Source organism: Dyella sp. (genome assembly GCF_036568765.1).
In the GTDB taxonomy this organism is placed as follows: domain Bacteria; phylum Pseudomonadota; class Gammaproteobacteria; order Xanthomonadales; family Rhodanobacteraceae; genus GSA-30.
On sequence record NZ_DATCRY010000217.1, the window covers coordinates 1 to 12,559 of the forward strand.

Sequence of the window (12,559 nt, forward strand, 5' to 3'; positions counted from 1 at the left end):
CCCTGAGCAGGACGGGGTGTTTAACGTTTTCTTCTGCCACCAACCCATCCGCCAAATCGACCTGACAGACCACGTATCCATCGACTAACCTGTTACCTATGTCTCCGAACACCTGTTACCCATGTCCCCGGTCCATACACTCTGCCGGGGGAGAGCAACTGTCTTGATCATGTCTGAGTGAGTAAGGCGTCACGCACGCGTGCGTTGAGGATGACCAGCATCTTGCGCATGGTGGCAATGATGGCGACCTTGCCAGCCTTACCGCGCTCACGCAGCCCCTCGTAGAACTTGCGCAGACACGGCTCGCAACGAATCGCGCTCAGCGCCGCCATGTACAGCACCTGGCGGACGACCGCCCGGCCACCCCAGATAACGCGTTGTCCTCGTTGATAGCCGCTGTCGCGTGCCAACGGCGCCACCCCCACTAACTTGGCGATCGCCTTGCCGCTCAGATGACCGAGTTCGGGCAAATGAGCCGCCAGGGTCGCCACCGTCACGGCACCCACACCCTTGAGGGTTTGCAGCGTAGCCAACTGCGGCTGAGCCTGGACTTGCTTCTTCAGCTCCCGATCGACCCGCACGAGCTGGCGCTCCAGATGAGCGATCGTCAGACGTGCCTGTTTGCGTAACCACGCCGGCTTGAGCGTGGCATAACGCTGCCGCGCACTCAGCAACATCTGCTGCAGATGGGCTCGATGCTGCTGGTAACTGGCCATCTCTTCCTGCCAGGCCGCTTTGGGCTGGTGAGTCCGTAGCTGCAAAGCGACCTCCGCCGAGGCCAGACTGGCCAGCATCTGGGCATCGAGCGCATCGGTCTTGGCCAACTGCCCGCTGGCCTTGGCAAAGTCGCGCGCCTGGCGGGGATTGATCCGCGTGACCGGCAAACCGGCCCCATGCAGCGCGGCTAACACGCCCGCGTCGTACTGACCGGTCGCTTCCAGCACCACCCGTTGCGGCGCCAACGGCACCAGCCACGCCACTAAAGCCTGCCAGCCGGCTTCTGTATTGGCATAACGCTGCACCTGCTTGTCCGAGGCCAACGCCACATCCAACTGGTCGCTTCCGACATCGATGCCAACGAATACGCTCATGACAGAACTCCGCTAGGCTTAAGGGGTCGAGAGTCTCCCTAGCGGCCCGGCCTTATCGATACGAGCGTTAAGCTCCAGCAACTGTTCGGGCGTCTCCAGGGAGAATCCGGTGCGCAGACCCATGCTCTCCCGCGGTCGTGCGAGGACCTAGGGTTGAAACGGTCGTGCGCACCGGCTCTCGACGCCTACCTTGCCAGATACCCAAGAGATAAGGGTTGGGGTGAGGGGGCAACCGGCCCCAGTCCCACACCCTTAATCGAACTTCTTCTCGACCCCGATCAAGATCGACTGGTTGTCCTTGCTCGTGTTGTCCAGATAGTTCTGGTACTCCAGGCGCAGCAGCCAACCCTTCAAGGTCTGCAAGGCCACACCCGCACCGAGCATGGTGTGATTGCGCGACTGGTTCATCAGCGTGGCTTGATACAGCGGTCCATTGAGCAGATCCGCATAGCGCATCGTCGCCTGGCTGGAACCCTGCATGTCATGACCGAACTCGGCACGTAGCTGCGGCGCCCAAGTGCCGTAGTCGCGCTTGGCCGTCCACTGCGCCAGGATGCCCAACGTCGCGGTGCTGGTCTTCACCGTCTGGCGCTGGTAATCGAGCGCGAAGATCGCATCGCCCGTTTCCGTATAGCCATCGAGCGAAGCGCGCGCGACGTCCAGTCGACCGTACGGGGTGAGCAGCATGTCGTCCGTCTGATGCTGGTAGCCCACCGAGAACGAACCGAACAACTGCTTGCCGTCGCGGCTGCCATGTACCGTGTTGCCGTTATCGGTGACATAGCGGCGCGCATCGAACTGCAACCACTGGTAGCCGATCACCGCATCGATATACGTCTTATCGGTGGGCTGGTAGCTGCCGTAGAAGGCGAAGTTGTAGCTATCCACCGAGCTGCGGCTGCCATGCTGGCCGATATCCGAGGTGTCATGACCGTAGCCGACACCCAGGCCCAGCGTGAGCTTGCTGGACACCTGCTTGTCCGCACCGAAGCTGACGCCCGAGGTAGTGAAGTCGATACCGTTGTCGCTGGTACCCGGCTGCATCTTGCCGAAATTCACCGCACCGCCGGTCCAGAAGGCGATATCGCCCGGCGCGCCGCCCGTACCGCTCGGCGCTGCGAGTGCGGCCGCGGGTTGTGCATCCGGCGACACCACGTAACGCTTGTTCGGGTCGTCCATCGCGGTCTGCATGCTGGCCAGCGAATCGGGGCGGCGCAGACTGCTCGCCGACGACATCGTGATGCCGTTGGTGAAGCCGCCGAGACTGCCGCCGCCATGCAGGCTTTCCAGGCGACGCTGGAAGTTGCTGATCTGGCCGGTCGCCATGCGACGGGTCGCATCGGCCTGCGCATCGAGCACGCCCAACACTTCGGCGTTCTTCGAAGGATCGCTGCGCGCGGTGACGCTGACCGAGATGGTGCCCGGATCGGACGTAGCGAAGGCATTGCTCAGCGTGTAGCTGATCTGCGCCATGCCACCGAAGGTCGGTGCCGCCGTGAACGACAGTGTGTAGCCACCGTTGGACGACTTCACCGTCGCCGTACCGGCATTGGCCGGGGAGACCGATACCACCTTGGCATCGGTGAACGGTCCGCCGTGTGCAGTGGTGGTCAGATCCACCTGCACCGTCGTGCCGGCGATGACCGAGGCGGTCAGGTTCGGCGCTACGGGACGCGCATTGACCGTGATCGTGGCATGTGCCGGCTGCGACGCGCCGAAGGCGTTGCTCAGCGTGAAGTCAAAGCCGAATGTACCCGAGGCATTCGGATCCGCCGTGTAGACGATATCCGTGCCCTGCACTACCGCCGTGCCCGAGGTCGGCGGACTCGTCACGGTAACCGCAGTGAACGGTCCATTGGTCGCACCTGCCGCGCCATGGATGGTGACCGCTTTGCCGGCCAGCACGGTCGCGCTCTGCGGGGCCGCTACCGGCACCGCACCTGGCACCACGGTGATTGCCACCGTCGCAGCACTCGATGACGTACCGCCAGGACCTGTCGCGGTGTACTTCAGCGAATCGCTGCCGAAGTAATCGTGCGTCGGGGTGTAGACGATGTTCATGCCGCTGACGGTGGCGGTGCCATGCGCCGGCTGCTGGGTGATCGTCAGGCTGGTGATCGGACCCGTGTCGTCAGTGGTAACCGCGATGGTCACCGAACCATTGGCGTTCACGCTCGCCGTGTCGTTGACCACGATGGGCGCCGGCTCGCCGATGGCGCCGTTATAGACCTGCGTGACCTTGAAGTCGTGCGAGTCGGTCGCCGTCACGCTGAAGTTGAAACTGCCAGCCGCTGTCGGCGTACCGGACAGCGCACCCGTGGAGGAACTCAGCGTAAGACCCGCGGGCAACGCACCGGCAGTCACAGCATACGTGTACGGTGCGACACCGCCGCTCGTAGACAGCGTCTGCGAGTACGCATGGCCGACGATACCGCCCGGCACGGTGGCAGGGGCGATCGCCATGGTCGGTCCGTTGACCACCAGTTGGAACGTCTGGTCGGCGGTCTGCGTGGCTGCATCGACAACGTGCACGGTGAAGCTGAAGGTGCCGCCGCTCAATGGCGTACCGCTGAGCACACCTGCTGGCGAGAAGGCCAGGCCGCTAGGCAACGTGCCGCCGGTCAGGCTGAACGTGTAGGGCGCGGCACCACCCGACGCAGTGACGGTGTAGCTATAGGGCGTTTCACCGGTGGCATTCGGCAAGTTCGAACCGACCGAGAAACCCACCGCACCGCCCGGTACGGCGACGGTGAACGACTGCGTCACCGTCGATGCCGCCAGCCAGGCCACGTTGCCGGCTTGATCTGCACTGATGGTGCAGGTACCCGGCGCCTTGAGTGTCAGAGCGCCCGTCGAACTGACCGTACAGATATTCGTCGTGCTCGAGGTGTAGGTCACCTGCAGGCCGGACGTCGCGGTGGCGTTCAACTGCGGCGATGTGCCGAAGTTCGTCGTGCCCGGGTTGGCGAAGTTGATCGTCTGCGGGCCTTGCGGCGTGACGCTGTTCGAAGCGGCGGACGTACCGCTAGGACCCGCGGAATTATTCGCCGTCACCGTGAACGTGTAGGCCGTACCATTGGTCAGATTGGCAACGACGATCTGGTTCTCCGAACCGCTGACACTGCCGGTAAGACCGCCGGGGTTGGAGATCGCGGTATAGCTGTTGATCGACGCGCCGCCGCTATTGGCCGGCGCGGTGAATGCAATGGTCGCCTGCCTGTCGCCCGCAATCGCACTCACGTTGGTCGGCGCGCCCGGCACGACGGCGCTTACCTGGAATTGCTGGGTGACCGTGGCCGCCGGCAGATACGCTCCATTACCTGCCTGGTCTGCATTGATAATGCAGGTGCCCGACGTGATAAACGTCAGCGCACCGCCGCTGGTAATCGTACAGACGGCCGTTGAGGACGAAGTGAAGGTCACCTGCAGATTCGATGTGGACGACGCCGTGAGCGTCGGCGCCGTACCGAAGTTCTGCGTGCCCGGATTGGCGAAGTTGATCGCCTGCGGGCTTTGTGGCGTTACGGCGTTGGACGGATCCGAATCCGGGCCGGGGCCCGCGGTATTGAGTGCTTTCACCGTGAAGGTATAGGACGTGCCGTCAGTCAGGCCGGTAATCAGGACCGGGCTGCTGGGGCCTGAAGCGGTCAAGCCACCGGGGCTGGAGGTCACCGTGTAGCTACTGATCGGCGCACCGCCGGTGTTCGTCGGCGCGGCAAAGATCACGGTCGCCTGCTCGGGTCCGGCAACAGCACCGACACCCGTCGGTTTGCCAGGGGCGATAGCCGCCACATGCACCGTGTAGTTCTGCGTACCCGGGAACGACTGCGCATCGAGGGCTTGCACCTGAACGCTGAAGTCGCCGGCGGTCGTCGGCGTGCCGGAGAGCGTGCCATCGGGAGCCAGCACCATGCCCGGAGGCAAGGCGCCCGCCGTCACAGCGAAGGTGTAAGGCGCGGTACCGCCGGAGGCGGAGACCGTCTGGCTGTAAGCCGTACCTACGGTCGCGTTGGGCAGGCTGCTGGGCGATAGCGTGATTGTCGGTGCGGCGATCGTCAGGGTGTAAGTAGAAGCCGGCGGGGTGATGTCGTTGTGATAGGGCGCGCTGGGCCCCGTCGTCGAGTCGTTCGCCTGCACGGTGAACGTAAAGGGACCCGCCTGGGTTGGCGTGCCACTCAAAACACCGCTGGAGGATAGCGTGACGCCATTCGGCAACGTGCCGGAACTCACATTGTAGGTATACGGCGCGGTACCGCCCGAAGCCGTAATTGTCTGGCTGTACGGCGCGTTGACCGTGCCGCCCGGAATGCTGCTCGGCGCAAGCGTGATGACCGGGGAATTGATAACAAACTGCACGCTGGCCGGTGACGAAGTGAATGGGCCGGTACCCGTCGAGCTATCCGTCGCCCTTATCTGAACGGTAAACGTACCCTGCGCCGTCGGCGTGCCGCTGACAATGCCATTGACCGCCAAGCTCAGGCCCGCTGGCAGGGTGCCGGCAGTCACCGCGTACTTATAAGGCGCCTGACCGCCGCTGGCACCGGCAATCGAGTGGTTATACGACACGCCAGCTGTCGGGTTTAAAGGGCTCGTTGTCGTGTAGGTGATCGTCGGTGGGCTTACCGTGATGGTCACGGTCGCAGCCGACGAGGGCCCCGCACCATTGGATGCGGTGTAGGTGAAGCTGTCCGGACCGGCGTAGCCCGTGGTGGGCGTATAAGTAATCGACGTACCGCTGGCCGTGGCCGTACCGTGTGCGGCTTGCGTAGCTACCGCTACCGATGTGGCTGCCGGACCACTGAGATTGAGCGTGATCGGGTTGTTGGTGCTGTCGTAGGCGACCGTTGCCGATACCGGGCCTGCGGTGGGCGGCTGGTTGACCACGTTTATGGTCAGTGTCGTAATACTCGTAAATGGACCCGGCGAACCGCTACTGTCTTTTGACTCGACCTGGACACTGTATGTGCCTAGCGATGTCGGCGTGCCACTGATGACTCCGTTATTCAAAGCGAGTCCCGGCGGCATCGAACTCCCTGCGTGCAAGGTGTATGTATAGGGCGCCGTGCCCCCGGTGGAAGAAAGCGCATAGCTGTACGGCGCGTTGATGATTGCCGCAGAAGGTTGGCCTATAACAATCGTCGGCTGAGCGACAGTAACCGAATAGCTCTTGGGTGTGCTGGCACCCGAGTTATCAGTTACGGTAAAAGAAAAAGCAAATGTACCAGCTTGGTTGGGCGTGCCACTGATGGTATTGCCGCTGAAAGACAGCCCACCAGGAAGCGGAGATCCCGAGTCCAATGTAAACGTGTATGGTTCATTGCCACCGGTGGCGCTCAAAGATTGGCTATATGTCGCTCCAAACACCGGATCGGGAAGCGATGCGGGGGAAACGACAATCGTAGACGCTGGCGCGATTTTAACCGTTACTGTAATCGGGTTGCCATTGTCATCAGCAAAAACAAAACTGTCTATCAACGACTTACCGAGACCATCGTTGGTGTAGGTCAACTTATCATGCGTGGTATCGGCCGTCACATGCCCCTGCGAAGCATCGGTAACTATCCCATTGATACCAAATCCCGAACTGTCGCAACTACTGACATCAATGACGATGATTCCACCCGCGGCCATAGGGCTGGTCGAAGGCGTGGTGTTTCCATTAGGCACCGTAAAGTCTTGGCAAGGAGTGGCCGCTCGCGCAGTTCCCGGCACCAGCAAGAATAAGGCAAGAACCAAAGCCCAGGCATGCGGCGAACGAATAAATGCCAGAAAGCGCGCAGCGACGCGCGATAACGACGGGCAGTAATGCATGTCCTTGAATCCCCCTAAATTTGCGCTCGACCAACCTAGCCGCGCGCCTGCGCGACACGCGTTGCATTGAATCGATCGAACTGCCACGGCATCCCTTAGAGCCGTCCCCTTTGTTGCCCGCCGTACCCCACATTCGGGCGATACGACAGTCCAGCTTTTATCCATCTCGGACCTACTCAACCCGAGAAACGGACTATGACATTGTGACTCAGCGCACAGATCGCTTGTCAAGTCGCATTATCTAAGCGAGAGTAATATTAGAGCGGCGAGCGGACCTGCCGCCCATCTACCAGGGGGAATCTATGCCAGTTACACCTTTTCTAGGGCAGGTCATGCCCGTCTCATTCAATTTTGCACCCCGCAACTGGGCGCTCTGCAACGGGCAGACGATGTCGTTGGCCCAGAATCAGGCTTTGTTTGCCTTGCTCGGCACCGTGTACGGGGGCGATGGGATCTCTACTTTCAAGCTACCCGATTTCCGCGCGCGGACCCCGATAGGAGTTGCCAATAATGGGAGCTATACCCTAGGGCAGTTCGGCGGTGTCGAGAACGTAACGCTAAACAGTACCCAAATTCCACAGCATACCCATTCGGTTGGTTACAACCCTGCGAATGGTACCGCCCGCAATCCAGCCAACGCTCTATACGGCAACACCGGCACAGCCGCCGCTAACGCCATCTACGCTAATTCCAGTGGCACACAAGTGCCCTTGAATCCAGCGACTATCTCCGGAACCGGGGGAAATCTGCCGCATTCGAATATGCAGCCGTACCTGGTTTTGAACTTCTGCATCGCGCTGCAAGGCGTCTTTCCGTCGCACTCCTAACCGGAGACAAATCATGGATCCCTTTCTCGGCGAAATCCGACTGTTTCCTTACAGCTTTGCTCCGGTGGGCTGGGCTGACTGTAATGGTGCCTTGTTACCTATCTCTGAATACGATGCTCTATTTGCGCTGGTAGGTACGACCTATGGTGGCGATGGAGTAAATACTTTCGCATTGCCTGACATGCGCGGCCGTGTGCCGATTCATCAGGGCACGGTCCCTGGCATGAGCACCTATGTGCTCGGGCAGTTGTCAGGCAGCGAGAGCGTTACCTTACTCAGCAGCAATATGCCTTCGCATACGCATACGTTGTACGCCACCACCACACTTGCAGATACGGGTACGCCCAGCGCTACCGTCGAGCTAGGTTCGCTCAGCGGCAACACCATGTACACCAGCAGCATTCAGAACGTGAATCCTGGAGCGCTCAGCCCTTCAATGATCGGCCCGACCGGTGGCAGTCAGCCGCACGAGAACCGGATGCCGACCCTGGTACTGCGCTATTGCATTTGCACCAGCGGCGTTTTTCCACCAAACAGCTGATTTGCCCACTACATGGCAACAATTTGAGGGAATGCATCATGAGTGAACCATATTTGGGCGAAATCCAGATCTTTGGCTTTAAGTTCGCGCCTTACCAGTGGGCTATGTGCTATGGCCAGCTGATGCCGATTTCACAAAATACAGCGCTTTTCTCACTACTTGGCACGACGTATGGGGGCGACGGCAAAACCACCTTCAGTTTGCCGAATCTGCAGGGACAGGCCGCGTGCGCCGTAGGACAGGGGCTCGGACTGAGCCTTTACGAGCTGGGCGAAAACTTCGGTTCGGAATCAGTAACGCTGTTTTCGAATGAAATGCCCGCGCATACTCACACGGCTAATGTTTTTGCGCAAAGTAGCGACTCCTTGCGCTTTGGTTCGCCTCAGCCGAACTACGCACCTTGCGTGCCGGCGAACATTATTCCATTCACGGAGGCTAAAACAGGCAACGGAACCTTTCCCGCAACTATTCTGGGTCCAGGCGGCGGCTCCCAGCCGCACGCGAATCAGCAACCTTATCTTGCGATGAACTTCTGCATTGCACTGCAGGGCGTGTTCCCGCAGCGTCCTTGATATCGGTGAATGTTCCCGCACTAAACTTCCCACCGCGACATTTGCCGTTGCGGTGGGAAGCTCCGCTTCGTGGCGCGCCAACGTTGTCGCTACGCGATGCGGAACCCGGCGATATATCTTACCTGCGCCAGCTCTATGCCTCTTCGCGCGCATCCGAACTGGCCTTGATGTCCTGGCCCGATGCCGCGAAGCAAGCGTTCTGCGATAGCCAGTTCGACCTGCAACACCGACATTACGTCGCGCACTTCGCGACAGCGGATTTTCTGGTCGTATTGCATGCCGGCGTCCCAGCGGGGCGGCTATATGTGCACGAAGCCGACAACGAGCTGTGCATCGTCGACATCCTTCTGGACGAGGCCATGCGCGGCCAGGGACACGGCTCGGCGCTACTGCGGCGCCTGCAGCAAGAAGTGCGCGACAAAGCATTGAGCGCGTTGCGCCTGCAGGTATTGATCACCAATCAGGCAGCCCGACGGCTTTATGAGCAACTTGGGTTCGTCCTGGAAGGCGATGAGGGCGCCATGCACCTGGCAATGCGCTGGCGGCCCTAGTCAGACCGCTTAATTGAATACCGCCTGGTAGATAAATCCATCGCGATCGCGCGCGATCGGCACCAGGAAAATCCCGAACTCACCCATCCCATCGATGCTCATCGTGTAGATCCGCTGCGGAAACACGACCGCCGCCTCATGGCGGAACAGCAACGAGAATGGCTCGCGCACCAGGCCGGGAATCGGCTGGTGCTGGATAGGCCTGGCCTCGACAAGCACAAACGGCGTACGGACGTTCTCGATATCGACCATGAAGGTCTCATTGAGATGGGCCGCAAACTGATCTAAACGAAGAAACTGCATGTTTTTCCCCCTGTGGGCGGGGAGCATGCCTAAGGTGAGCCGTGCTTTCAACCGCCAACGGCCAAGTCTGCTGGCTTGCCATGCGACACCTTGGATTATTGCATTGCAGCGCCATGCCCAGGCGGGCATCGAATAGTGCGAAGCAATTCCGGATGTCGCACACCGAAGTAGCGATAGGTTATGGCCGCCGCAAGTTCGCGGCGGGCAATGCAAGGGCAAAGGATCTGCCGCGACAAGGCCCACTCTGGAGCCGATTGTGCAACCGAAAGAAACCTCAAAAAACCACCTATCTCTGTAGGAGCGGCTTCAGCCGCGACCGGTCGTGTCACGCCCTGCATGGTCGCGACTGAAGGGAGTCTCTAAAAACCTGTCAATGACTTGGACATAGCGAAAACGGATCCTATCGTTGTGGGAGCGACTTCAGTCGCGACAAGGACTTGCGATAAGGCATGATCGTCGCGACGAAAGTCGCTCCCACAGAAGAGCCAGTTTTTAGAGGTTCCCTGAAGCCGCCCCCATAAAGCAACCAGGTTCTAGAGGTTCTCTGAAATCGACACTTTCCACCTGACTCGCCACGCGAACACAGGACAGCTAGCGATTCCCATCGAAGGAGTAACGCTCATGCTAAACGAAACCGTTTCGAGCTGGCTCAGCCATTCGGATAACCACAACGACAACCCAGCCGGCCCGCTATTTGTCGCCGGCACACTCGCCACCGAAGAATCGCTGACCGATAAGAATGCCGCGATGAATATCATCACGAGTAAGACGACCATGACATGCACTTTTGGCAGCTGCTTGTGCTGTTGATCCTCCCATAAACGTGGCGCCCAGTGGGGAGCCTCAGATCATGTCGCGTGACTTTTTACATGCGAGGCTCCTCTTGTCTTCCAGCAAAAAGCAGGGAAGAGCTGCACAAATGCAGAGCGACGAGGCTCGCCCCAGTATGCTCCCTCTTCCCCGGCTTCGCCGGGGGAGAGGGTTGGGGTGAGCGGGCCGCGAGCGCAGCGAGCACTAAGCCAATCGCTGTCGCAAGAAAGAAGAACCGTGCGATGTGCTTCAGGGCAATCCGTCAGAAAGACCAATAACCCACGTACGAACGCTGACGCTATCTATCATCACCGTCCCTACCCTAGCTACTGCTGCAAGAACATGTCGAGCTGCCCGCCACGTAGATCCTGCCTCAATGATCCACTATTGCATCCGAACCAAGCTCTCGAATCGCCCAACAGATCTCCAACGCCTCACAGATCAAATGGTCCAACGCAGCAACCGAACGCAGCACGTTGCGCCGCTCATCCGGTTGCAAAAGTACGTGACAAGCTAATCGGTTCGCATTGGACAAGCGCGACTCCAACACCATAACGAGTTCAGACAGTCCAATGGACCGCGTCCTTCCGTGGCAGCTCCCGTTGTCGCGTACGCCTTTGGCATAACGCAACACGTTCTCGATCAGATCAGAGGGGACATCGTGGGGTTCGACGGTATCGGTCATCGCGGCTCCATGCTCGAGTCGCCACCCGCGAGATTGCGGGTGGCGGACGTGTCGGGGTGGAAAACCGGGTACATACGAAAACCGGCAGGGCTGAAGCCCTCCCGACACGCCCGCCATAGAAGATTATGGCAGCGGGGCGCCGCAACGCATACAAAAACGCACAGTAAACGTTACGGCGCTTTTCAACACCGTATGTAACACGGGTTTCCACACCCGGCTGCCGTTTGCAGCAGCGAGAAGATGATGCGCAGTGCGCGCGCGATGTTCAACCCTTCGAGCGACTTTTCAAACTAATTCGATGTTCGGAAAGCAAGCAAAGGAGTAGGCATGAGTTTTTAGAATGGTGTGCACCAACGATTGGAAGCTTTGATCTGAAAGATCAGGCTCGCCGCTCTTGTCAGCAAGGCAACACGGCGGAACTCGCTTCTCACAAACTAACCAGTTCAAGCGCACTGATGCTCGCCGCCCCTCTTCACTCAACCACCCACCTTCCGCATCAACTGTATGAAGGTGACCCTGCCCTTCCAGCTCCCTTAAGCCAGCACTGCCCCAAGTCCCTTGCCTTAGCTTTCAAGGATTCTACCGTTCCCACGGCCCGGTAATACCGGCTCTCGATACCTAGCATTTGGCCTTGCCACTGATTCTCAGCTAGACCAAGCCGCCTCAATACCGAGGGCACCCAGGCAGCCATAGATCCACGCTTACCCTCTCGTACTGCCCGCCGAGATCGGGGACATCCACCATCTGTGTAGACGAAAGCGCAATCAGTTCACCCACTGTCGCGATGAGCAAATCTTGGGTGGCCCCGATGGCCTAACTTTCGTCAGCGGCTCCGGCGTGGCTACACGTCGGTGAAAGCGTAAATCATGGGTGGCCCCGATTGCTTGCCGATTGCTCCAGGGTGGCCCCGATTGCTTTGCAATCAGTTCATCCGATGTCGCGATGAGCAAATCTTGGATAGCCCCGATTGCTGCTAAATTATGGGTGACCCCGATCGCGGCCGGACCGTCGCGGCAAGATAGCCGATGGAGCTTCAACCTCACCCCGGGCATTCGCGACCAGCCCTATAGAGCAGGCACCCAGCCCACGCGCACGCCCATGATGGACTAGGCATCATTCAATGTTTATGCGCTATGGTCCATTCCGGCAAACCGGCACCAAAGTGTAGTGCTCACCGCTGGCGGCGCAAACGGGGACATCCAACATCTCCCCGATGGCAAAACGGGAACATCCAAGATTTAGAAATTTGCGGACCTCTGCCCGAAACACACAGCTTCCTCTCTGCCAAAGATCACGTCGCTAACGTAATGAGCAACGCGGCGGAACTCGCTTCTCGCAAACTAACGAACTCAAGCGCACTGATGCTCG

Annotated in this window: 9 protein-coding genes; 5 read left to right on the forward strand and 4 right to left on the reverse strand. The window is 59.7% G+C overall.

Going from position 1 to position 12,559, the window contains the following annotated elements:
- Positions 1-167 precede the first annotated feature (167 nt).
- Complete coding sequence (locus VIM98_RS15100; protein WP_331993933.1) at positions 168-1,091, reverse strand: IS110 family transposase; 924 nt, start codon at positions 1,089-1,091, stop codon at positions 168-170.
- 252 nt (positions 1,092-1,343) lie between these two features.
- On the reverse strand, positions 1,344-7,067 hold the full coding sequence (locus tag VIM98_RS15105; protein WP_414650227.1) for a putative Ig domain-containing protein: 5,724 nt from the start codon (positions 7,065-7,067) through the stop codon (positions 1,344-1,346).
- 167 nt (positions 7,068-7,234) lie between these two features.
- Between VIM98_RS15105 and VIM98_RS15115 the strand changes: the two genes are divergently transcribed.
- The 4 genes from VIM98_RS15115 (at position 7,235) to VIM98_RS15130 (ending at position 9,393) form a co-directional block, all read left to right on the forward strand.
- Positions 7,235-7,729 carry a phage tail protein gene (locus VIM98_RS15115; protein WP_331993934.1) on the forward strand — a complete coding sequence of 165 codons (495 nt, stop codon included), beginning with the start codon at positions 7,235-7,237 and terminating at the stop codon, positions 7,727-7,729.
- A 13-nt stretch (positions 7,730-7,742) separates the two neighbouring features.
- Positions 7,743-8,270, forward strand: coding sequence for a phage tail protein (locus VIM98_RS15120; RefSeq protein WP_331993935.1), 528 nt, complete (start codon positions 7,743-7,745; stop codon positions 8,268-8,270).
- Positions 8,271-8,308: 38 nt separating this feature from the next.
- Positions 8,309-8,842, forward strand: coding sequence for a phage tail protein (locus VIM98_RS15125; protein ID WP_331993936.1), 534 nt, complete (start codon positions 8,309-8,311; stop codon positions 8,840-8,842).
- Between the two features lie 83 nt (positions 8,843-8,925).
- Positions 8,926-9,393 (forward strand): GNAT family N-acetyltransferase, encoded by a 468-nt coding sequence (locus tag VIM98_RS15130; RefSeq protein WP_331993937.1) that lies wholly within the window; start codon positions 8,926-8,928, stop codon positions 9,391-9,393.
- Positions 9,394-9,402: 9 nt separating this feature from the next.
- Here the strand turns inward: VIM98_RS15130 and VIM98_RS15135 are convergent, their stop codons facing one another.
- Positions 9,403-9,696 (reverse strand): DUF6916 family protein, encoded by a 294-nt coding sequence (locus VIM98_RS15135; RefSeq protein WP_331993938.1) that lies wholly within the window; start codon positions 9,694-9,696, stop codon positions 9,403-9,405.
- A 621-nt stretch (positions 9,697-10,317) separates the two neighbouring features.
- On the opposite strand from VIM98_RS15135, the gene VIM98_RS15140 reads away from it, so the two are divergent.
- Positions 10,318-10,506, forward strand: a complete 189-nt coding sequence (locus tag VIM98_RS15140; RefSeq protein ID WP_331993939.1) for a DUF6229 family protein — start codon at positions 10,318-10,320, stop codon at positions 10,504-10,506.
- Between the two features lie 373 nt (positions 10,507-10,879).
- Here VIM98_RS15140 and VIM98_RS15145 read toward each other — a convergent pair whose 3' ends face one another.
- Positions 10,880-11,191: a hypothetical protein gene (locus VIM98_RS15145; protein WP_331993940.1), complete on the reverse strand. Its 312-nt coding sequence runs from the start codon at positions 11,189-11,191 to the stop codon at positions 10,880-10,882.
- Positions 11,192-12,559 lie beyond the last annotated feature (1,368 nt).

Excerpts from the sequence above, each read along its gene's own strand:
- VIM98_RS15100 (WP_331993933.1), bottom strand. The coding sequence starts at position 1,091 with ATGAGCGTATTCGTTGGCATCGATGTCGGAAGCGACCAGTTGGATGTG.
- VIM98_RS15120 (WP_331993935.1), top strand. The coding sequence starts at position 7,743 with ATGGATCCCTTTCTCGGCGAAATCCGACTGTTTCCTTACAGCTTTGCT.
- VIM98_RS15140 (WP_331993939.1), top strand. The coding sequence starts at position 10,318 with ATGCTAAACGAAACCGTTTCGAGCTGGCTCAGCCATTCGGATAACCAC.
- VIM98_RS15105 (WP_414650227.1), bottom strand. The coding sequence starts at position 7,067 with ATGGATAAAAGCTGGACTGTCGTATCGCCCGAATGTGGGGTACGGCGG.
- VIM98_RS15145 (WP_331993940.1), bottom strand. The coding sequence starts at position 11,191 with ATGACCGATACCGTCGAACCCCACGATGTCCCCTCTGATCTGATCGAG.
- VIM98_RS15125 (WP_331993936.1), top strand. The coding sequence starts at position 8,309 with ATGAGTGAACCATATTTGGGCGAAATCCAGATCTTTGGCTTTAAGTTC.
- VIM98_RS15115 (WP_331993934.1), top strand. The coding sequence starts at position 7,235 with ATGCCCGTCTCATTCAATTTTGCACCCCGCAACTGGGCGCTCTGCAAC.
- VIM98_RS15135 (WP_331993938.1), bottom strand. The coding sequence starts at position 9,696 with ATGCAGTTTCTTCGTTTAGATCAGTTTGCGGCCCATCTCAATGAGACC.